The organism is Streptomyces sp. WP-1 (genome assembly GCF_030450125.1).
Lineage (GTDB): Bacteria > Actinomycetota > Actinomycetes > Streptomycetales > Streptomycetaceae > Streptomyces > Streptomyces incarnatus.
Genome location: NZ_CP123923.1, coordinates 4,627,768 through 4,648,760, shown reverse-complemented (window position 1 = coordinate 4,648,760; position 20,993 = coordinate 4,627,768). Strand labels below are relative to the sequence as shown.

The 20,993-nt window shown below is 71.9% G+C and carries 20 protein-coding genes and 1 tRNA gene; 11 read left to right on the top strand and 10 right to left on the bottom strand.

Annotated features, from left to right (window positions below; genetic code table 11):
• Positions 1 to 18: 18 nt before the first annotated feature.
• The gene (locus QHG49_RS20400; RefSeq protein ID WP_167532419.1) at positions 19 to 813 is read right to left on the bottom strand and encodes an exodeoxyribonuclease III; all 795 of its coding nucleotides are present in this window, start codon (positions 811 to 813) and stop codon (positions 19 to 21) included.
• Between the two features lie 85 nt (positions 814 to 898).
• On the opposite strand from QHG49_RS20400, the gene QHG49_RS20395 reads away from it, so the two are divergent.
• Entirely contained in the window at positions 899 to 1,375 is a 477-nt protein-coding gene (locus QHG49_RS20395) for a GNAT family N-acetyltransferase (RefSeq protein ID WP_145490712.1), read from the top strand.
• Between the two features lie 161 nt (positions 1,376 to 1,536).
• Here QHG49_RS20395 and QHG49_RS20390 read toward each other — a convergent pair.
• The 7 genes from QHG49_RS20390 to galU form a co-directional block, all read right to left on the bottom strand.
• A tRNA-Ala gene (locus QHG49_RS20390) sits at positions 1,537 to 1,610 on the bottom strand.
• 90 nt (positions 1,611 to 1,700) lie between these two features.
• Complete coding sequence (gene glpR, locus QHG49_RS20385; RefSeq protein ID WP_301490607.1) at positions 1,701 to 2,873, bottom strand: gephyrin-like molybdotransferase receptor GlpR; 1,173 nt, start codon at positions 2,871 to 2,873, stop codon at positions 1,701 to 1,703.
• A gap of 121 nt (positions 2,874 to 2,994) precedes the next feature.
• The gene (locus QHG49_RS20380; protein WP_301490605.1) at positions 2,995 to 3,603 is read right to left on the bottom strand and encodes a GNAT family N-acetyltransferase; all 609 of its coding nucleotides are present in this window, start codon (positions 3,601 to 3,603) and stop codon (positions 2,995 to 2,997) included.
• Between the two features lie 20 nt (positions 3,604 to 3,623).
• Entirely contained in the window at positions 3,624 to 4,124 is a 501-nt protein-coding gene (locus tag QHG49_RS20375) for a molybdenum cofactor biosynthesis protein B (protein ID WP_159702226.1), read from the bottom strand.
• Positions 4,121 to 4,633: a cyclic pyranopterin monophosphate synthase MoaC gene (gene moaC, locus QHG49_RS20370; RefSeq protein WP_159702229.1), complete on the bottom strand. Its 513-nt coding sequence runs from the start codon at positions 4,631 to 4,633 to the stop codon at positions 4,121 to 4,123. Before moaC ends, QHG49_RS20375 begins: the two co-directional genes overlap by 4 nt.
• Positions 4,634 to 4,737: 104 nt before the next feature.
• Positions 4,738 to 6,060: a gephyrin-like molybdotransferase Glp gene (gene glp / locus QHG49_RS20365; RefSeq protein ID WP_145490705.1), complete on the bottom strand. Its 1,323-nt coding sequence runs from the start codon at positions 6,058 to 6,060 to the stop codon at positions 4,738 to 4,740.
• Positions 6,057 to 6,968 (bottom strand): UTP--glucose-1-phosphate uridylyltransferase GalU, encoded by a 912-nt coding sequence (gene galU / locus QHG49_RS20360; RefSeq protein ID WP_301490601.1) that lies wholly within the window; start codon positions 6,966 to 6,968, stop codon positions 6,057 to 6,059. The genes glp and galU overlap by 4 nt, the downstream gene beginning before the upstream one ends.
• 122 nt (positions 6,969 to 7,090) lie before the next feature.
• On the opposite strand from galU, the gene QHG49_RS20355 reads away from it, so the two are divergent.
• Positions 7,091 to 7,705, top strand: a complete 615-nt coding sequence (locus QHG49_RS20355; RefSeq protein WP_370530489.1) for a 5-formyltetrahydrofolate cyclo-ligase — start codon at positions 7,091 to 7,093, stop codon at positions 7,703 to 7,705.
• A gap of 67 nt (positions 7,706 to 7,772) precedes the next feature.
• Here QHG49_RS20355 and QHG49_RS20350 read toward each other — a convergent pair whose 3' ends face one another.
• Complete coding sequence (locus tag QHG49_RS20350) at positions 7,773 to 10,688, bottom strand: penicillin acylase family protein (RefSeq protein ID WP_301490598.1); 2,916 nt, start codon at positions 10,686 to 10,688, stop codon at positions 7,773 to 7,775.
• A 215-nt stretch (positions 10,689 to 10,903) separates the two neighbouring features.
• Between QHG49_RS20350 and QHG49_RS20345 the strand changes: the two genes are divergently transcribed.
• The 6 genes from QHG49_RS20345 (at position 10,904) to mscL (ending at position 16,868) form a co-directional block, all read left to right on the top strand.
• Positions 10,904 to 12,481, top strand: a complete 1,578-nt coding sequence (locus tag QHG49_RS20345; protein ID WP_301490596.1) for a potassium/proton antiporter — start codon at positions 10,904 to 10,906, stop codon at positions 12,479 to 12,481.
• A 290-nt stretch (positions 12,482 to 12,771) separates the two neighbouring features.
• On the top strand, positions 12,772 to 14,067 hold the full coding sequence (locus tag QHG49_RS20340; protein ID WP_159702238.1) for an MFS transporter: 1,296 nt from the start codon (positions 12,772 to 12,774) through the stop codon (positions 14,065 to 14,067).
• A 67-nt stretch (positions 14,068 to 14,134) separates the two neighbouring features.
• A complete protein-coding gene (locus QHG49_RS20335; RefSeq protein WP_159702241.1) occupies positions 14,135 to 14,452 on the top strand; it encodes an FmdB family zinc ribbon protein in 318 nt (105 codons plus the stop codon).
• A gap of 114 nt (positions 14,453 to 14,566) precedes the next feature.
• Positions 14,567 to 15,400, top strand: a complete 834-nt coding sequence (locus QHG49_RS20330) for an S-methyl-5'-thioadenosine phosphorylase (RefSeq protein WP_145492524.1) — start codon at positions 14,567 to 14,569, stop codon at positions 15,398 to 15,400.
• 244 nt (positions 15,401 to 15,644) lie between these two features.
• Positions 15,645 to 16,271 (top strand): hypothetical protein, encoded by a 627-nt coding sequence (locus QHG49_RS20325; RefSeq protein WP_301490591.1) that lies wholly within the window; start codon positions 15,645 to 15,647, stop codon positions 16,269 to 16,271.
• Positions 16,272 to 16,409: 138 nt separating this feature from the next.
• Positions 16,410 to 16,868, top strand: coding sequence for a large conductance mechanosensitive channel protein MscL (gene mscL, locus QHG49_RS20320; protein ID WP_159702244.1), 459 nt, complete (start codon positions 16,410 to 16,412; stop codon positions 16,866 to 16,868).
• Positions 16,869 to 16,884: 16 nt separating this feature from the next.
• Here the strand turns inward: mscL and QHG49_RS20315 are convergent, their stop codons facing one another.
• On the bottom strand, positions 16,885 to 17,061 hold the full coding sequence (locus tag QHG49_RS20315) for a hypothetical protein (RefSeq protein ID WP_145492520.1): 177 nt from the start codon (positions 17,059 to 17,061) through the stop codon (positions 16,885 to 16,887).
• 94 nt (positions 17,062 to 17,155) lie between these two features.
• Between QHG49_RS20315 and QHG49_RS20310 the strand changes: the two genes are divergently transcribed.
• The 3 genes from QHG49_RS20310 (at position 17,156) to QHG49_RS20300 (ending at position 20,937) form a co-directional block, all read left to right on the top strand.
• Positions 17,156 to 18,406, top strand: coding sequence for a low temperature requirement protein A (locus tag QHG49_RS20310; RefSeq protein ID WP_145492519.1), 1,251 nt, complete (start codon positions 17,156 to 17,158; stop codon positions 18,404 to 18,406).
• Positions 18,407 to 18,546: 140 nt separating this feature from the next.
• A complete protein-coding gene (locus tag QHG49_RS20305) occupies positions 18,547 to 19,572 on the top strand; it encodes a P1 family peptidase (RefSeq protein ID WP_301490590.1) in 1,026 nt (341 codons plus the stop codon).
• A gap of 150 nt (positions 19,573 to 19,722) precedes the next feature.
• A complete protein-coding gene (locus tag QHG49_RS20300; protein ID WP_301490589.1) occupies positions 19,723 to 20,937 on the top strand; it encodes an Ig-like domain-containing protein in 1,215 nt (404 codons plus the stop codon).
• Positions 20,938 to 20,993: the final 56 nt, after the last annotated feature.

Below are 20,993 nucleotides of genomic sequence, written 5' to 3'. Positions count from 1 at the left end.
CCACTAAGACAAAGGGGACTAGGCGCCGTAGGTCACGGTCACCGGCGCGTGGTCGGACCAGCGCTCGGCGTGCGAGGCGGCCCGCTCGACCCGCGCCTTGAGGGCGCGCGCGGCGAGGCCCGGGGTGGCCATCTGGTAGTCGATGCGCCATCCGGAGTCGTTGTCGAACGCCCGCCCCCGGTACGACCACCACGTGTACGGGCCGTCGACGTCCGGGTGCAGGGCCCGTACGACGTCGACGTAGCCGCCCTCCTCGGGGGCGAGGACCCGGCCGAGCCAGGAACGTTCCTCGGGCAGGAAGCCGGAGTTCCTGGTGTTGCCGCGCCAGTTCTTGAGGTCGGCCTCGCGGTGGGCGATGTTCCAGTCGCCGCAGACGACCACCTCGCGCCCCTCGGCGGCGGCGCGTTCGCGCAGCGCCCCGAGGTGGTCGAGGAACTCCGCCATGAAGCGGATCTTCTCGTCCTGCCGCTCGGTGCCGACCTCACCGGAGGGGAGGTAGAGGGAGGCGACGGTGACGCCGGGCAGGTCGGCCTCGACATAGCGCCCGCTGCCGTCGAACTCGGCGGATCCGAAGCCGATCCGCACCCGGTCGGGCTCGCGCCGGGTGTACAGGGAGACGCCCGCGCGCCCCTTGGCGGCCGCCGGGGCGTGCACCACATGCCAGCCTTCGGGCTCGCGCACCTCCTCGGGCAGCTGGTGCGGCTCGGCGCGCACCTCCTGGAGGCAGACGACATCCGCCTCCGTCCCGGCCAGCCACGGCACGAAGCCCTTCTTGGCGGCGGCCCGCAGCCCATTCACGTTCACCGAGGTCACAGTCAGCACCGGAGCACGATACCGGCACACTGGACGGAGCCCTCACGAGCGAGGGGTCCCTCCCGCACGGAAGCGCGATGCCCAGATGAACATTCGCCGCGTAGGTTTCGACCACCCCGACGCCATGAAGCTCAACGACGCGGTGCAGGCCGAATACGCCCTCCGTTACGGCGACGACGGCGATGAAACCTTCCTCACCCCGCAGGACTTCCTCCCGCCCCGGGGCGTGTACCTGATCGCGTACGACGAGTCCGACCGCCCGGTGGCCACCGGCGGCTGGCGCAGCCAGGATCACAACGAGGAGGGCTACTCGGACGGCGACGCCGAGCTGAAGCGCATGTATGTGATCGAGGAGGTGCGCGGCCGGGGTCTGGCCCGCCGGATCCTGAGCGCCCTGGAGGAGGACGCCCGCGCGGCCGGGCGGCGGCGGATGGTCCTGGAGACGGGCACCAAGCAGCCGGAGGCCATCGCCCTGTACACCTCCAGCGGCTACACGCTCTGCCCCAAGTTCGGTTTCTACCGCTTCCACGAGGAGAGCCGCTGCTTCGCGAAGGACCTGTGAGCGGGGCCCTGGACGCGGCGGGGCCGGAGCGACGGACGCGAAGGCCCCCGCCACGGCCGCCGGGCAGGTCCCGCCACGGCTGCCGGTTCAGCGCGGTCGGCGAAACGGTCGTACAAATGTCAAAGCCCCGGTCGGTTTCCCGACCGGGGCTTTGAGCTGCGTGGACCTGAGGGGATTCGAACCCCTGGCCCCCTCGATGCGAACGAGGTGCGCTACCGGACTGCGCCACAGGCCCTTGCAACGAGTGAAACTCTAGCACCCTGATCGGGGTGCTTGGAAATCCGTTCCCGAACTGGTCAGGGGCGGCTTCCGGATGCGACGGCCGTCACTCGTTGGCGGCGCGCGGACGGTCGCCGTCCTCGTACTGGTCGAAGAGCGGCGTGCGGCCGCGCTCACGGGAGCGGCGGGCGGAGGCGGCACGGCGCGCGCCGCCGCGGCCGTCGGCCGGCCGGTCCGCCGCCGGGGACGCCGGCTCGCTCTCCTCGGCCGCGGGCGCCTGGCCCGTCTCCTGCTCCGGGGCGACCGAGCTGGACCGCGCCGAGCTCCAGGTGTCCGGGCCGCCGAGGTCGACGCCGGAGGTGGCACGCGGCGCGACCGGCGCGGTCACGTACGTGGGCAGGGGCACCGGCACCGGGTCCCAGCTGTCGCCGTGTCCGGGCCGCCGCTGCCGCTCGCGCTGCTGGTCGACCCACTCGGCGTGGTCGGTCTGCTCGACCAGGGCGCGCCGGTCGGCGGCGAGCGTGGAGAGGCCGGGGTCCGTGTCGGTCCCTGTGGCCTCCTCCGGTTCGTCGGTGGCGCGGGCGGCCTCCGGGGTCGCGCGCCGGCGCGGCTGGCGCTCACGCAGTCGCTGGGCGGCGGCCTCGGCGCTGCGGCGGTCCATCTGGTAGGCGAACCGGCGGCGTTCCTGGGCGCGCAGATAGGCGATGTACGCGCTGAGGAGCACGGCGGGCGCGGCGGGCGCCCACAGGAAGGCGAGGCCGCCGACGGCGGCGACGATCGCGCCGACGGTGAAGGCGAGGAAGAGCAGCACGGTGGTGCGCCGACGGCGGGCGAGCACCTTCGTGCGCCGGGCGCGCGCCGCGGCCGCCTGTGCCGAAGGCGCCGAGGGGGCGCGCCGGGGTGCCGGTGCCTGCTGCTGCGCCGGGATCGCGGGGGCGTGGCCCCGGTCGGTCTCCGGGCTCCGGAACGCCTCGGGCTCGGCCTCCACCGGAATCTGACGGCGGGTCGGGGGCATGGCGAAGGCCCGGACGTCCACCGAATCGGTGACGGCGTCCGGATCGACGGCGCCCTGCTCCCCCTCGTCGGTGGAGCGCGCCCGCAGGTCCTTGGCGTATCGGCGCTCCATCCCCGCCCGTCCGGAAAGCAGCCGGATGGCGGTGCTGAAGCGTTCCGTCGGACGGGCCTCGTTCAGCTCGTCCTGCCTACGGAGCCACATCGGCACCAAGTAGGCGGCCCAGGCCCCGACAATGACTGCGTAGATGAGGCCGCTGCTGCTCACGACTCACACGGTAGAGGGGTTTGACCGAAGGTATCCGCCAATTGAGCCGGTGTGTCGCACGATCTGGCTGATATTTCCAGCATTTTTTGCGACCCTTAGGATCAGAATTTCGAACGCATATTCAATTTCTCGGTCCTTGTGCCGCCGACCGCGCCCGCCGCCACCGTCCGAGCAGCCCGTCCGGCACCTCCTCGGCGGTCAACGCGAAGACCAGATGGTCGCGCCAGGCGCCGTCGATGTGCAGATAACGCGGCCGGGGCCCCTCCTCGCGGAATCCGAGCTTCTCCACCACCCGGCGGCTGGGCCGGTTCTCGGGGCGGATGCACACCTCGATGCGGTGCAGTCCGACGGCGTGGAAGCAGTGGTCCACCACCAGCGCGACGGCCGTGGGCATCACCCCGCGCCCGGCCACCGACTCGTCCACCCAGTAGCCGATGTGCCCGGAGCACATGGACCCCCAGGTGATCCCGGCGACCGTCAACTGCCCGACCAGGCGCCCCTGGTACTCGATGACGAACGGCAGCATCCGGCCCGCGTGCGCCTCGCGGCGCAGATGCCGGACCATCTGCCGGTACGTCGGCCGGTGCGCGACCGCACCGCTCGGGGTGGGCGGCGGGATCGTGGCCTCCCAGGGGCGCAGCCAGTCGCGGTTGCGGCGGTTCACCTCGCGCCACTCGCGCTGGTCGCGCAGCTTTATCGGCCGCAGGACGACATCGCCGTCCACCAGCACGACCGGCCAGGTCGACCCGTTCAGTTCGCACCCCCCGAGCTGGGTCTGGCGTGGTCGCCGCCGTGGATCTGGTCGACGGCGTGGGCCAGCAGGGGCTCCAGGACGGCCAGTCCGTCCTTCACCCCGCCCGTGGACCCCGGCAGGTTGACGATCAGGGTCCGGCCGGCGACCCCGGCCACCCCCCGGGACAGCGCGGCGGTCGGCACCTTCTCCCGGCCGAACGCCCGGACGGCCTCGGCGATGCCCGGCACCTCGTGGTCGATGACCGCGCGGGTCGCCTCGGGGGTGCGGTCGGTCGGGGTGAGGCCGGTGCCGCCGGTGGTGACGATCGCGTCGTACCCGGCGGCCACGCCCTCGCGCAGGGCCGCCTCGACCGGCTCCCCGTCGGGCACGACCCGGGGGCCGTCCACGGCGAAGCCGAGGCGGGTGAGGCCGTCGGCGATCAGCGGGCCGCCCCGGTCCTCGTAGACGCCCGCGGCGGCCCGGTTGGAGGCGGTGATCACCAGGGCGCGGTAGCTCATGCCCGGCTCCAGTCGCCCGACTTGCCGCCCGTCTTCTCCAGCACGCGTACGTCCGTGATGACCGCTCCCTTGTCGACCGCCTTGACCATGTCGATCACGGTGAGCGCGGCGACCGTCACCGCGGTGAGGGCCTCCATCTCGACACCCGTGCGGTCCGTGGTCTTCACGGTGGCCGTGATCTCCACGGCGTCGTCCGCGACCGACAGATCCAGTTTCACACCCGCCACCGACAACGGGTGGCAGAGCGGGATCAGGTCCGGGGTGCGCTTGGCGCCCATGATGCCCGCGATCCGCGCGGTGGCCAGCGCGTCACCCTTGGGCACCCCCTCGCCGCGCAGCAGTTCGATCACGCGGGGCGAGACCAGGACACGGCCGCCGGCGCGTGCGGTGCGCGCGGTGACGTCCTTGCCGGAGACGTCGACCATGCGGGCCGCGCCGGCCGCGTCGAGGTGCGTGAGGCGGTCCTGGGCGGGGGATCCGGGGGTCTGCCCCCGGGACGGTTCGGTCATGCTGTGCGGCGCTCCCGGTCCGGGCCCGCGCCGTGCGGTGCGCGGGCCTGCTGTGCGCGACACGGTACCGCCAAGTAGCCGCGCGCAGCCGCCCCGGACCTGCCTCAGCCGAGCGGTACGACCTCCACCTCGGTGCCGGGCTCGACCGCCTCCATGTCCTCGGGTACGACGATCAGCGCGTCCGCGTGCGCCAGCGCCGCCACCAGGTGGGAGCCCGCGCCGCCGACCGGGGTGACCTCCCCGTCGGCGTACCGGCCGCGCAGGAACTGCCGGCGGCCCTTCGGGGAGCGCAGCGCCTTGTCGGCGCTGAGGGTGGCCCGCACCACCGGCCGGTGCAGATCGGTGAGGCCCATGAGGGCGCGGATCGCGGGGCGGACGAACAGCTCGAAGGAGACGTACGACGACACGGGGTTGCCCGGCAGCGCGAGCAGCGGTGTGTGGTCGGGGCCGATGGAGCCGAAGCCCTGGGGCTTGCCGGGCTGCATGGCCAGCTTGCGGAACTCGATGCCGCTGCCCGGCACGTCCTCGTCGCCGATGTCCGCCAGCGCCTCCTTGACCACGTCGTACGCCCCGACGCTCACCCCGCCCGTGGTGACCAGCAGGTCGGCGCGGATCAGCTGGTCCTCGATGGTCGAGCGCAGGGTCTCGGCGTCGTCGGCGACGGCGCCCACCCGGTAGGCGATGGCGCCCGCGTCCCGCGCGGCGGCGGTGAGGGCGAAGCTGTTGGAGTCGTAGATCCGGCCGTGGCCCAGCTGCTCGCCGGGCTGGACGAGTTCGCTGCCCGTGGAGACGACGACCACGCGCGGGCGCGGGCGCACCTTCACCGTGCCCCGGCCGATCGCGGCGAGCAGGGCGATCTGCGGCGGGCCGAGGATCGCACCGGCCTGAAGGGCGCGGTCGCCGGCCTTCACGTCGCTGCCCTCGGCCCGTACGTGCGCGCGTGCCTCGACGGGCCGGTGCACGCGCACCTGGCCCTCGGCGTCCTCGGGGGCGAGGCTGCGGGCCCGCATGCCGCCGGCCGGGCCCTCGCCGAGCCCGCCGTCGGTCCACTCGACGGGGACGACGGCCTCGGCGCCGGGCGGCAGCGGGGCGCCGGTCATGATCCGGGCGGCCTGGCCCGGTCCGACGCGCACCGGGTCGTCCGCGCCGGCCGCGACGTCCCCGACGACCTCAAGGGCGGCCGGGAACTCCTCGCTGGCGCCCTCGACATCGGCGACCCGCACCGCGTACCCGTCCATCGAGCTGTTGTCGAACGGCGGCAGCGACACCGGCACCGTGACGTCCTCGACCAGGACACAGCCCTGGGCGTCGAGCAGTTGGAGTTCGATGGGCTCCAGGGGCTGGACCGTGGTGAGGATGTCCTCCAGGTGCTGGTCCACCGACCACAGGTCGTCTTCGCCGGTCGGGCGGGTCGCGGCGCTGCTCAACTCTGCTGCATCTCCTCGGCTACGTAACTGCGGAGCCAGGTCCGGAACTCCGGGCCCAGGTCTTCACGTTCGCATGCGAGTCTGACAATGGCACGCAGATAGTCGCCGCGGTCGCCGGTGTCGTAGCGGCGGCCCTGGAAGACGACGCCGTGCACCGGGCCGCCGGCCTTCTCGTCCTCGGCGAGCTGCTGGAGCGCGTCGGTCAGCTGGATCTCGCCGCCGCGGCCCGGTTCCGTCGTGCGCAGTATGTCGAAGACGTGCGGGTCGAGGACATAGCGGCCGATGATCGCGTAGTTGGAGGGGGCGTCGGCGGGGTCGGGCTTCTCGACCAGTCCGCTGATCTTGACGACGTCGCCCTCGGCGGTGGCCTCGACGGCGGCGCAGCCGTAGAGGTGGATCTGCTCGGGCGCGACCTCCATGAGGGCGATCACGCTGCCGCCGTGCTGCTCCTGGACCTCGATCATGCGCTGGAGCAGGGGGTCGCGGGGGTCGATCAGGTCGTCGCCCAGGAGGACCGCGAAGGGCTCGTGGCCGACGTGCGGGGCGGCGCAGAGCACGGCGTGGCCGAGGCCCTTGGGGTCGCCCTGGCGGACGTAGTGCATGGTCGCCAGGTCGCTGGACTCCTGCACCTTCGCGAGCCGGCTCGCGTCGCCCTTCTTCTGGAGGGCGGACTCCAGCTCGTAGTTCCGGTCGAAGTGGTCCTCCAGGGGACGCTTGTTACGACCGGTGATCATCAGGACGTCGTCGAGCCCCGCGGACACGGCCTCCTCGACCACGTACTGGATCGCGGGCTTGTCGACGACCGGCAGCATCTCCTTGGGAGTGGCCTTGGTCGCCGGCAGGAACCGGGTACCAAGACCCGCCGCCGGAATGACAGCCTTGCTGATCCTGGGGTGCGACTGAGTCATGCCCGCCACCTTAACCGGCGGCCCTTGGCGCGACCTGGGGCCGCGCTTGGCCCACCCTTTGACGACGACCTGGACGACATCGACGCCGTGAACGGCAGACGGAAAGGGTGCGGGAACGACCCGTGGAACACGACGGACGCGTGGACGAGCCTGACAAGAGGACGTTGCGGCAAGGCCTCCTCGCGATGAGGAACGGGCTGCCGGACGATGACGTACGGGAGTCCGGCCGGGCGCTGGCCGCGCGCGCCCTGGAACTGCCCGAACTGGCCGGGGCGCGCACGGTCGCCGCGTACGTCTCCGTCGGCGCGGAACCCGGCACCGGCGCACTCCTCGACGCCCTGCGCGCGCGGGGCACGCGTGTCCTGCTCCCCGCGCTGCTGGCGGACAACGACCTGGACTGGGGCGAGTACACCGGTCCCGGCTCGCTGACGGAGGTCCGGCACGGCACGAAGATGGCCCTTCTCGAACCCTCGGGCCCGCGGCTCGGCCCGGACGCCGTGACGGGCGCGGACGTGGTCCTGCTGCCCGGACTCGCGGTGGACGCGCGCGGAATGCGGCTGGGGCGCGGCGGCGGCTCGTACGACCGCGTCCTGGCCCGCCTGGAGCGCGCGGGCGCGCGGGCCCGTCTCGTGGTGCTGCTCTACGACACGGAGGTCGTCGCGCGCGTCCCGGTGGAGGGGCACGACCGGCCGGTGCACGCGGTGGTGACGCCGTCCGGGGTCCGCCGCCTCACCTGAGGCCCGCGCCATATGGAACGGCCCTCCACGCGCGCGCGGAGGGCCGTTCCGTATGCCGGTGCGGGAGTCACGGCTTGAGGACGAGGGTGTCGCTCGTGCTCTTGTCGACCGCCTTCGAGGAGTACGACCAGGGCAGCAGCTCGCCCTTGGCCCACTTGTCCGTCTGGTCCGTGTAGTGCGCGCTGAACGCGTGCCCGGAGGCGCCGGTCAGGTTGATCCACTTGGACTTGTCGAGGTCGGCGAGGTTGACGACCATCCGCATCGAGGGCACCCAGACCACGTTGTAGCCGCCGGCGGCGTTCCAGCCGGTCGCGTCCACGGCCGCCTCACCGCCGTTGAGCTTCCAGGGGCCGCGGTTGAGCAGGTACTGGAGCACCTTGGGGCCGTCGGTGCCGAGCGTCTGGTTCTTCAGGAACAGGCGGTGCAGCCGGCCCCAGCTCCAGGTGTCGATGTCCTTGCCGAGCTTGGCGGTCAGCTCCCAGCGGGCGTCGATCATGGCGCGCGCGAAGAGCTGGTCCATGTTGTCCGCCGCCGGGCGGGTGCCCTGCTTGGGCGTCTTCCACCAGTCGCTGTCCGGCTTGTTCATCAGATCGCGCACGACCTCGAACCAGCGGTCGCCGCCGTCCGGCTGCGCCTGGTCCGCGGCGCGCATGCCGCACTCGCGCACCTTGGTGTTGTCGTCCACCGGGCCGGTGCTGTCGATCTTGTCGACCCACAGGCACTGGCCCTTGACGCGCAGCTCCTTGGGGAGCTTGTTGCCGAAGGCGAGCTTGAGGACGTTGCGCCAGACGGCGTTGAAGTAGGCGGCGGCCGCGGAGTCGGAGTCCTGGGTGTAGTCCCAGCCCTCCAGCAGCTTCTGCGCGTCGCGCACATTCTTGTCGGACAGGTTGATCTTCAGCAGCTTCGGCACCATGAGCTTGGCGATCTCGCTGCTGTCGTCCAGCTGCATCTGCCGCATGTCGTCGGTGGAGATCTTGCCGCCGCCCTTGATCTTGGACTCGATCAGGTCGGTGATCCGCTGGCTGCGGGTGCCGTAACCCCAGTCGGTGGTCAGGGTGTACGGGTACTTGTCCTTGTCGACCACGGCCTGGTTGGCGGTGACGATGTAGCCGCGCTTGGGGTTGTACTCGTACGGCAGCTCGCCCTGCTGGATGTAGCCGGTCCAGCGGTACTTGGAGTCCCAGCCGGGCGCCGGGACGGAGCCGTCGTCCGCGGCGGAGCGCGTCGGGATCCTGCCCGGCAGGGTGTAGCCGATGTTGTTGCGGGTGTCGGCGTAGATCAGGTTCTGCGAGGGCACGTCGAACTCGGCGGCAGCGGCGCGGAAGTCCTTCCAGTCGCCGGCCTTGTCGAGCGCGAAGATGGCGTCCATGGAGGCGCCCGGTTCGAGCGCGGTCCACTTCAGGGCGATGCCGTAGCCGTCGCCGCGGTCGGGGGCGGCGGAGGTGACGGTGGCCCTCTTGCCGACCTGGACCAGCTCGTCGTCGCGGTCCGACAGGAGCGGCATCCCGTCCTGGGTCTCGCGCACGACGATCGTCTTGGCGGCGCCGCCGGCGACCTTGATGGTCTCCTGGCGGGTCTTGAAGGGCCGCACCTTGCCGTCGTACAGGTAGCCGCCGGCGGTGACCTTCTCCAGGTAGAGGTCGCTGACGTCGACCCCGGAGTTGGTCATGCCCCAGGCGATGTCGGCGTTGTGACCGATGATCACACCGGGCATCCCGGCAAACGTGTAACCCGTGACGTCGTACTGGCACTTGGCCGAGACGGTCCGGCAGTGCAGGCCCATCTGGTACCAGACGCCCGGCAGGGACGCCTCCAGGTGCGGGTCGTTGGCGAGCAGCGGCTTGCCGCTGATGGTGTGCCGGCCGCCGACCACCCAGGAGTTGGAGCCGATGCCCTGGCCGTTCACGCCCACGGCGGTCGGGAGGTCGTCCAGGGAGTTGTAGAGGCCCCCCAGTTGGCTCGTGAGGCCCGAACCGGAGGCGCCCGAGGTTCCGGAGCCGGTGGCGCCCGCGGTGCCCGCAGACGACCCCGTGGCGCCGGTGGTGCCCGTCGTACCGGTCGTCCCCGTTGTACCGGTCGTACCCGTTGTACCGGTGGTGCCCGTGGTCCCCGTCGTGCCGGTGTTCGTGCCCGTGCCGGTCGTCGTGCCGGTGCCCACGGGCGTGCCCGCGGCGGCGCTCTGCTGGAAGCTCTTGGTCAGCGCGTTGTACTGACCCTCCTGCACGATCGGCTTGTTACGGCTGTACGGGTACTCCGGGTACAGATCCTGGATCTGCTGCGGGCCGAGCCGGCTCGTCATCAGGGCGCGGTCGATCTCGTCCTGCATGTTGCCGCGCAGGTCCCAGGCCATCGCCTTCAGCCAGGAGATCGAGTCGACCGGCGTCCACTGCTGCGGCGTGTAGTCGTTGGTCAGGTTGAGAGCGGCGTACTCCAGGGAGATGTCCTTGCCGCTCTTGCCCTTCAAATACGCGTTGACGCCCTTGGAGTAGGCGTCCAGATAGCTCTTGGCGGAGGCCGACAGCTTGGTGTCGTACTCCTGCTTCGCGACCCGCTGCCAGCCGAGGGTGCGCAGGAACTCGTCGTTCTTGACCTGGCTCTTGCCGAACATCTCCGACAGGCGCCCCGCCGTCATGTGCCGGCGCACGTCCATCTCGTAGAACCGGTCCTGCGCCTGGACGTAGCCCTGCGCCATGAACAGGTCCGCGTCGGAGGACGCGTAGATCTGGGGGATGCCGTTGCCGTCCCGCTTGACGTCGACCGGGCCGGACAGCCCGTCGAGCGTGATCGAGCCCGTGGTCTGCGGGAGGGAGGCGCGCACGGCGCTGACCGACCAGTAGCCGCCGTAGGCGATGCCCGCGATGACGGCCAGGACCAGCAGCAGGACGAGCAGTCGGGCTTTGCGCCCCTTCTTCCTGCCTGACTTGGCGGGCGCGGCACCGGTGGTGGCGGTGTCACCCGTTGTGGCGGTGGTGTTCGGGGGCATCGCTGTCCTTGCTGTCCTAACGCGAGCGGCAGGTCGGGCCATGACTTTGAATGAGCGCTGGAGCAACCATAGGCGCAGGACCCTGTGCGCCTTGACGCGGAGTCGGGAACCGGCACGCACGAGCGTTCGGTCTTCTCCCTCTAACGTCAAGAAAGCGTCAAGACTTAGGTAAGGTAACGAAGTACTGGATGCGGTGCGCCGCAGCCTCGGATCTTGTGTTCGCGCGTCCGCGCGCCCCGCGCCCGGGCCAAGGAAGGGAACCGCCGCTGACTGTTCAGCACCTCAACCAGCTTCTGCTCGTCTGCTCCCTCGTCCTGCTGGTCGCCGTCGCGGCCGTGCGGATCTCCTCGCGCAGCGGGCTCCCCAGCCTGCTCGTCTACCTGGGGATCGGCATCGTCATGGGCCAGGACGGCCTGGGGCACATCCACTTCGACAGTGCCGCCGTGACACAGGTCATGGGCTATGCGGCCCTGGTCGTGATCCTCGCCGAGGGCGGCCTCGGCACCAAGTGGAAGGAGGTACGGCCGGTCCTGTCCTCCGCCGCCGTCCTCGCCACCGCGGGCGTCGCGGTCAGCGTCGCGGTCACCGCGGCGGGCGCGCACTATCTGGTCGGGCTGGACTGGCGGCAGGCGCTCATCATCGGCGCGGTGGTGTCCTCGACGGACGCGGCGGCGGTGTTCTCCGTGCTGCGCAGGATCCCCCTGCCCGCACGGGTGACGGGCACCCTGGAGGCGGAATCGGGCTTCAACGACGCCCCGGTCGTCATCCTGGTCGTCGCGTTCTCCACGGCGGGACCGGTCGAGCACTGGTACATGCTGATCGGCGAGATAGCCCTGGAGCTGGCCATCGGCGCGGCCGTCGGACTCGCGGTGGGCCTGGTCGGCTCCTGGGGACTCAAGCACGTGGCGCTGCCCGCCTCCGGCCTCTACCCGATCGCCGTCCTCGCCATCGCCATCTCCGCGTACGCGGCCGGCGCCCTGGGGCACGGCAGCGGCTTCCTCGCGGTCTATCTGGCCTCCATGGTGCTCGGCAACGCCAAGCTGCCGCACTGGCCGGCCACCCGCGGCTTCGCGGAGGGGCTCGGCTGGATCGCCCAGATCGGCATGTTCGTCCTGCTCGGCCTCCTGGTCACCCCGCACGAACTGGGCGACGACGTCGTGCCCGCCCTGGTCATCGGCCTGGTGCTGACCATGGTGGCCCGCCCGCTCAGCGTGGTGCTCAGCCTGACCCCGTTCCGGGTGCCCTGGCAGGAGCAGACCCTGATGTCCTGGGCGGGGCTGCGCGGCGCCGTGCCCATCATCCTGGCGACGATCCCCATGGTGAACGGCGTCGACGGCAGCAGGCGGATCTTCAACATCGTCTTCGTCCTGGTCGTCGTCTACACCCTCCTCCAGGGGCCGACGCTGCCCTGGCTCGCGCGCAAGCTGCGCCTGGGCGAGAAGGGCGAGGCGGCCGACCTCGGCATCGAATCGGCGCCCCTGGAGCGGCTGCGCGGGCATCTGCTGTCCGTGACCATCCCCGAGGAGTCGCGGATGCACGGTGTGGAGGTCGCCGAGCTGCGGCTGCCGTCCGGATCCGCCGTGACGCTCGTCGTGCGCGAGGGGAAGTCCTTCGTACCGCTGCCCAGCACGGTGCTGCGGCGCGGCGACGAACTCCTGGTGGTCGCCACCGACCCGGTCCGCGACTCGGCGGAGGCGCGGCTGCGCGCGGTCGCGCACGGCGGCAAGCTGGCGAGCTGGCTGGGCACGGACGGGGCGGACGCCAGGGGCTCGAAGGCCGGGGGCTCGCGTTAAGAACGGGTTTCCTATGGTTCACACCTGGCGCACGCGCCGCGGAATCCCAGGTGACCGACCCGATGGTGCTCGTTTTCACAGCCCTCGCGGGGGTGGCCCCTGTACGATGAAGGGGCACCCTGATCGAACCAACTCTGCCTGACGCAGAGCTGGCGCGACCGTATGGCGGCCGTGACGCCCCCCACCTTGCCGTGGGCGCCGGTATCTACCGCAGTCCGCGCAAGAGGACAGCTCTCGGCGCCCGGGCCCCACACGGGACGCGCGCTACCAGGCGGCAGAAAGGCACGGCCGTGGGATCCACGGTCACCGACGAATCGGCGAAGACCTCGACGGCCTCCTCCCGCCCCGGATACGGAGCACTGCTGCGCACCCGCGGCGCCTGGACCTTCCTGCTCCCCGGCTTCGCGGCACGCCAGCCGTTCGCGATGCTCACCCTCTCCATCGTGCTGCTGGTGCAGCACACCACCGGCTCGTACGGCGCCGCCGGCGCCGCCGCGGCCGTCACCGGCGTCTCCATGGCGCTGTTCGCGCCCTACAGCGGGCGCCTGGCCGACCGCTACGGCCAGCGCGCCGTGCTGCTCCCCGGCGTCCTGGTGCACACCCTGGCGGGTCTGTCCCTGACGGCGCTCGCCCTGGCGCACGCGCCGCTGTGGGTGCTGTTCCTGGCGGCCGTGCCGACCGGCGCCTCGGTGCCGCAGGTCGGGCCCATGGTGCGGGCGCGCTGGGGCGTGAAGCTCCAGGGCTCGCCCCTGATGGGCACCGCGGCCGCGTTCGAGTCGGTCACCGACGAGCTGACCTTCGTCTTCGGGCCCCTGCTGGCGACCGCCCTGTGCACCGCCGTCACCCCGGCGGCCGGTCTGCTCACCGAGGCGGCGCTCACCCTCGTGGGTGGTTTGCTGTTCGCCGCGCAGAAGAGCACGCAGCCCGCGGTGACGGCCACGGGCGGGTCCGCGCGCGTGGAGCACGGCTCCGCGCTCCGGGTCCCCGGTGTGCGGGTGCTGATCGTGACCTTCCTCGGCATCGGCTCGGTCTTCGGCGGCATGCAGGTCTCCCTGGCCGCCTTCACCCAGTCGATCGGCGAGCCCGGTCTGAACGGCGTCCTGTACGGCGTCTTCGCCGCGGGAAACATGCTGTCCGGCGTCGTCTGCGGCGCGATCGCCTGGAAGACGGCGCCCCAGCGGCGCCTGGTCGTCGGCTACGCGGCGCTCGCGCTGACCGCGTCCGCGCTGTGGACGGCGCACTCGGTGCTGCTGCTCGCCGCGCTCGGCCTGCTGGTCGGCATGTGCATCGCGCCGTCGCTGATCACCGGCTACACGCTGGTCGAGGCCCTGGTCCCGGCCGGGGCCCGCACCGAGGCGTTCACCTGGCTGACCGGCGCGGTCGCGCTCGGCCAGGCGGCCGCGGTCACCGTCGCGGGACAGCTGGAGGACCGGCTGTGGGGCGGCTCGGGATTCCTGGTCCCGATGGGCGGTACGGTGCTCGCCCTGCTGACCCTGGTGGCGCTGCGATCCGCGCTGATCGCACGCCAGGAGACGCAGGCCGTGGCACGTGGCGTCGGTCACCGCTCGCCGGTGACGGTGGACTGATCCCCGGGAATACGTCACTATGGAGCGTCGTTAGCACTCAATGAGTGAGAGTGCCAGGAGGAAGACAGTGCCGACCTACCAGTACCAGTGCACCGAGTGCGGCGAGGGCCTCGAGGCGGTGCAGAAGTTCACCGACGATGCCCTGACCGAGTGCCCCAACTGCAACGGGCGCCTGAAGAAGGTGTTCTCCGCGGTCGGCATTGTCTTCAAGGGCTCCGGCTTCTACCGCAACGATTCGCGCGGCTCCACGTCGAGCAGCAGCCCGGCGACCAAGTCGTCCGGCTCCTCGTCGTCCGACGCGAAGCCCGCCTCGACCTCGTCGTCGTCCGACTCGAAGTCGTCGTCGACGTCCACGTCGAGCTCGGCCGGCACGTCCGCCGCCTGAGGCCGTACGCCCCGTCTCTCTTGACGCCCGCCCCGCCGTCCCCCGACGGTGGGGCATCCGGCGTTCTCCGGCAAGGTCTCCTGCGCGGCGTCACGGCCAGCTAATGTCTTGGCCATGGCGAACGCAGAGATCGGCGTAATCGGCGGCTCGGGCTTCTACTCGTTCCTCGACGACGTCACCGAGGTACAAGTGGACACCCCCTACGGGCCGCCCAGCGACTCCCTGTTCCTCGGCGAGATCGCCGGCCGGCGGGTGGCCTTCCTGCCCCGGCACGGCCGCGGCCACCATCTGCCGCCGCACCGCATCAACTACCGCGCCAACCTGTGGGCGCTGCGTTCCGTCGGCGTCCGGCAGGTCCTCGGCCCGTCGGCGGTGGGCGGCCTGCGCGCCGAGTACGGCCCCGGCACGCTGCTGGTGCCGGACCAGTTCGTGGACCGTACGAAGTCCCGGGCCCAGTCGTACTTCGACGGGCTGCCGCTGCCCGACGGCACGGTGCCGAACGTCGTGCACGTGTCCCTGGCCGACCCCTACTGCCCCACCGGACGGGCGATCGCGCTGAAGGCCGCCCGCGGCCGGGACTGGGAGCCGGTGGACGGCGGCACGCTGGTCGTGGTCGAGGGGCCGCGCTTCTCCACCCGCGCCGAGTCGCTGTGGCACCAGGCGCAGGGCTGGTCGGTGGTGGGCATGACCGGTCACCCCGAGGCGGCGCTCGCCCGCGAACTGGAGCTGTGCTACACCTCCATGACCCTGGTCACCGACCTCGACGCGGGCGCCGAGACCGGTGAGGGCGTCTCCCACGAGGAGGTCCTCCAGGTGTTCGCCGCCAATGTGGAACGGCTGCGCGGGGTGCTCTTCGACGCGGTGGCCGCGCTGCCGGCGACCGGGGAGCGGGACTGCCTGTGCGTGAACGCGCTCGGCGGGATGGACCCGGGGTTCGAGCTGCCGTAGCGGGCGGGGGACCGTGGCGTGGCGGGGCGGACGGCCGTGGCCGGGAAGGACGGCGGGACGAGGGACCGACGAGGGGCTGTGGACAAGTCGCCGTAGCCGGAGTGGACCGCCCAGCGGAATCACCCGTTCGGGTGGGCGGGATATCCACAACCGGGCGGTGGTCCACCGGCCCCGGCGGGATCCGGCGCGAGGCGTCATCGTGGGCATCGCAAGCCGACGTCCCTCGTCCCAGGCGGTGACCCCGATGCCTCTCCCCCTCACCTCTTTCCCCTCGCCCGCTCCCACCCCGGCCGCCCCGCGCGCCGCGTTCCCCCCTCCCCCGCGCCTGCCCCACCCGCCGGGCACGGACGCACCCGCGACCTGCGAGGTGCCGCCGTTCCCACCGGTGCGGGTGCGCGGCGGGCGGTACCGGGTGCAGCGGCTCGTACGGCACCGGGGGCGGGCGGTGGCGGCCGGCCTCGCGGTGACCGCGGCCGCGCTGGTGGCGGCGGGCCCGGGAACCTCGGCGCAGGCGCACCGCACCGACGCGGCACCGCGGCCCGCCCGGTCCGCGCGCGGACACCCGCCCGCGACTCCCCTGCGCCCGTCCCGCCCGGCACGTCTGGTCGCGGCGCCGGTGCGGATCGCCGACGCGGCCACGGTCCGGCTGCTGCGCCCCGGCGACCGGGTCGACGTGGTCGCCGCGCAGGATCCGTCCAGCGGGGGCGGCGCCCGGGTGCTCGCGCGCGGGGTGCGGGTGACACGGGTGCCGGAGCCGCTCGACGGCACGGCCGAGACCGGCGCGCTCGTCGTGCTCGCGGTGCCGCGTGCCCTCGCGGCCGGGCTCGTCGGGGCGAGTGCCACGGCACGGCTGGCGGTGACGCTGTGCTGAACCGTGCCGGACTTTTTCCCGGCGGCGCGCTGTCAAGTCCCTCCTTCGGGGGACTGGATTGGACACTATGGCCGTACGGTGACGTAGGTTGCGGAGCGTTTTGTTCCACAACTTGTGCATGCGAGGAGCGTCCCCGAGGTGAGCGCGAAGAACGAACCGAGCGTCCTGCAAGGCTTCAAGGCCTTCCTGATGCGCGGCAATGTCATCGACCTGGCAGTGGCGGTCGTCATCGGCGCAGCCTTCACCAACATCGTCAACGCGCTGGTGAAGGGGATCATCAACCCGCTGGTCGGCGCGATCGGCACCCAGAACCTGGACAACTACAGCACGTGCCTGAGCGACTCGTGCCATGGCACGCACGGCATCCAGCTGATGTGGGGTTCCGTCCTCGGCGCCGCGCTGTCCTTCCTGATCACCGCGACGGTGGTGTACTTCCTGATGGTCCTGCCGATGTCGAAGTACCTGGCCCGGCAGGCGGCCCGCAAGGCGGCACGGGAAGGCACCCACGAGGTCATGGAGGTGTCCGAGCTGGAGGTGCTCAAGGAGATCCGCGACGCCCTGGTCGCCCAGCGCGGCACGGGCCACGACGACCACTAGGGCAGGTCCCGGGGCCTCAGATGTGGTGGGGCGGCTTCTCGTCGAGGAAGCGCTTGAGGTCGGCGGCGCTGTCGCCGGCCGGCCGCTCGCCCCAGCCGCGGTCGGTGTCGTCCGAGGACTGCTGGTCCAGCGGATCGTCGAAGACCAGCGCGGGCCTCGGGTCGCGCGGTCCGGGTGCGGGGGCATCGCTCATGCGTCCAGGGTACGGCCCCCGTCCCGGTGGACCGCCGGCCGCCGGTGAGCGCCCGCGCAAGCCTCCCGCCCGGTTTTCTGCTGTGCTGAGAGGCATGACACCGAGTTCCACCCCGGCTCCCGCGACTCCGGGCGCATCCCACCCCGCATCCCACGCCTCCGACCCCGTGCGACGGCTCACCGCGCGCGGGCGGCACGAGGCCCATCGGGTCTCCTCCCCGCTGGAGCTCCTCTTCGACCTGTGTTTCGTCGTGGCGGTCTCGCAGGCGGGCGTGCAACTGGTGCACGCCGTCTCCGCCGGCCACGCCGGCACCGGGGTCCTCAACTACGCGATGGTGTTCTTCGCCATCTGGTGGGCCTGGATGAACTTCTCCTGGTTCGCCTCGGCGTACGACAACGACGACGTGCTCTACCGGGTCGTCACCCTGGTGCAGATCGCCGGCGTCCTGGTGCTGGCCGCCGGTGTCTCCCGGGCCTTCGAGCAGCACGACTACATGACGGTCTGGCTCGGCTATGTGATCATGCGCCTCGCGATGGCCACCCAGTGGCTGAGAGCCGCGCGGACCGCCGAGGGCACCGAGCGCAGAGCCGCGCTGCGCTATGCGGGCGGGGTGCTGCTGTGCCAGGTCGGCTGGGCCGGTCTGGTGGTGCTGCCGCAGCCGGCGCGGCCCTGGGTGTTCCTGGTGATGGCGATCGCGGAGATGTGCGTACCGCTGTTCGCCGAGCGGGACTACGAGACCTCGTGGCATCCGCACCACATCGCCGAGCGGTACGGACTGTTCACGATCATCGTGCTCGGCGAGACGATCGCCTCCGCCACGGTCGCCGTGAAGTCGGCCGTGGACGAGCACTCCGCGCTGGGCGAGCTGCTGCCGATCGCGGCGGGCGGCCTCCTGATCGTGTTCTCCGCCTGGTGGATCTACTTCGTGGTGCCCATCCACGGTCATCTGCGCTCCAGCGGACGGGCGTTCCTGTGGGGGTACGGCCACTATCTGATCTTCTCCTCGGCGGCGGCGATCGGCGCGGGCCTGGAGGTGGCCGTGGAGGAGGCGGTCGGCTCGGCGCACATCTCCACGGCGGCCGCGTCGGCGGCGGTGACCCTGCCGACGGCGCTGTATCTGCTGACCGTCTGGGCGCTGCACGCACGGCACTTCAAGGTGGGCGTCGCCCAGCAGCTGGTGCTGCCGGTCACCGCTCTGCTGGTGCTCGGCTGCACCTTCCTGGGCGGCTGGTCGGTGCTCGCGGCGGGCCTGGTCTGCGCGGCGGCGGTGGCGACCGGGGTGACCCTGACGGCCCGCATGGTCCGAAGGGAGCGCGCGGCGGGCGCCGGGGCACCGGCGGGCTGAGCCCTTCAGTGGCCGGTTGAGCCCTTCGGCGGTCGGCCCGGCCCCTCGGCGGTCGGCCCGGCCCCTCGGCGGTCGGCCGGGCCCTTCGGTGGTGGGCCGGGCCCTTCGGTGGTGGGCGGGGCTCGGGCAGACTGGCGGCCATGACAGTTGACGCGCTGACAGATGTCGCCGGGCTGCGGGTCGGACACGCCACCCGGACCGGGGACGGCCGGCTCACCGGGACCACCGTCGTACTGGCACCGGAGGGCGGGGCCGTGGCCGCCGTGGATGTGCGCGGGGGCGGGCCCGGCACCAAGGAGACCGACGCGCTCGATCCCCGCAATGTGGTCCAGCGGGTCGACGCGATCGTGCTCACCGGGGGCAGCGCCTACGGGCTCGACGCGGCGTCCGGGGTGATGGCCTGGCTGGAGGAGCGGGGGCGGGGCGTGCGGGTGGGGCCGGATCCGGCGCATGTCGTGCCGGTGGTGCCCGCGGCCTGCGTCTTCGACCTGGGGCGCGGCGGTGACTTCCGGGCCCGTCCGGACGCGGCGACGGGACGGGCGGCGGTGGAGGCGGCGGCCGCGAGTCCGGTGGGCGCCCCGGTGCCGCAGGGCTGTGTGGGTGCCGGCACGGGCGCGGCGACCGGCCGGCTCAAGGGCGGCGTCGGCACGGCGAGCACGGTCCTCGACTCGGGGATCACCATCGCCGCGCTCGTGGTCGCGAACGCGGCGGGTTCCGTGATGGATCCGGAGACGGGGGTGCTGTACGGGGAGTTGTACGACGGCCGGGTCGCGTACCCGCAGAAGGAGATGCACGAGGCGGCGCTGCAGCGGCTGGAGGAGTCCGGCGCGGGGCGTACCCCGCCGCCGCTGAACACGACGCTGGCGGTCGTCGCCACCGACGCCGAACTGACCAAGGCCCAGGCCCAGAAGCTGGCCGGCACCGCGCACGACGGCATCGCCCGTGCCGTCCGCCCGGTCCATCTGCTGCACGACGGCGACACGGTCTTCGCCCTGGCCACCGGCGCCCGGCCGCTCGCCGCCCACCCGCTCGCCCTCAACGAGCTGCTGGCGGCGGGCGCGGACCTGGTGACCCGGGCGATCGTGCGGGCGGTGCGCGCGGCCGAGCCGGTCGACGGGCCGGGCGGAGCGTGGCCGTCGTACGGGGAGTTGTACGGGCGGTCGTGAGGGGGACGCGTCGTCGCCGGACGCGGATTGTCGCGGTTCTGTCACGTCGTGGCCTTACGAGGACTTGAGGGGAACCTCAAGGACTGTTTGCGCACTCTTTCTCAGCGCATGGGAACGGACCACGCACACCACACGAACCTGGAGCAGCCCGTGACAACGCCGGACATTGCAGCGCGGCGCGCACTCGGGGCCTGTGCCGCCCTGATGGTCGGCGCCCTCACCCTGACCGCCTGCGGCGGCGACGCCAACGCCTCGAACAAGGACGGCGGCAAGGACTCCCCGAAGACCTCGACGGCGAAGATAGCGATCTCGGCGAAGGACGGCGCGACGGACGCGTCCGTCAACGCGACCGGGGTGAAGGTCAGCGACGGCACGCTGACCGACGTGAAGATGACCGTGTCGGGCTCGCAGCAGGCCGTACCGGGGGCGATATCGGCGGACGGCCGCAGCTGGAAGCCGAAGCAGCGCCTCGAACTCGGCACGAAGTACCAGATAGCCGCGCGGGCGAAGGACGCCGAGGGACGGCCTGCGGCGGCCAACGCCATCTTCAGCACCGTCAGTTCGGCGAGCAGCTACATCGGCACCTACACACCGGACGACGGCAGCACGGTCGGTGTGGGCATGCCGGTGTCGTTCACCTTCAACAAGTCGATCAGCGACAAGAAGGCCGTCCAGTCGCACATCACGGTGAACTCCAGCAGCGGCCAGCAGGTGGTCGGGCACTGGTTCGGCGACCGGCGCCTGGACTTCCGGCCGAAGGACTACTGGAAGGCCGGCTCCAAGGTCAAGATGAAGATCGACCTGGACCATGTGCAGGGCGCCCAGGGCCTGTACGGCGTGCAGAAGAAGACCGTCACCTTCACCGTCGGGCGCTCGCAGGTCTCCACGGTCGACGTCGGCACGCAGACGATGACCGTGGTCCGCGACGGCCAGACGCTCAAGTCGGTGCCGATCTCCGGGGGCAGCCCGGAGCACACCACGTACAACGGGCAGATGGTGATCTCCGAGAAGTTCACCCAGACCCGGATGAACGGCTCGACGGTCGGCTTCGGCGGGGAGTACGACATCCCGGACGTGCCGCACGCGATGCGCCTGACGTCCTCGGGCACCTTCATCCACGGCAACTACTGGTACAACAAGGGCAATCCACCCTTCGGCCGGCAGGGCACCAGCCACGGCTGCGTCGGCCTCGCGGATGTGCAGGGCGCGCAGGGCGACACCCCGGCGAAGTGGTTCTTCGACAACACGCTCGTCGGCGACGTGGTGATCGTGAAGAACTCCCCCGACACCACCGTGGCCCCGGACAACGGCCTCAATGGCTGGAACATGTCCTGGAGCGCCTGGACCGCCGGAAGTGCCGTCTGACCGACGGGTTTTGACGGGTTTTGGGGCCGCGCGGGAACATCTCGCGCGGCCCGCGC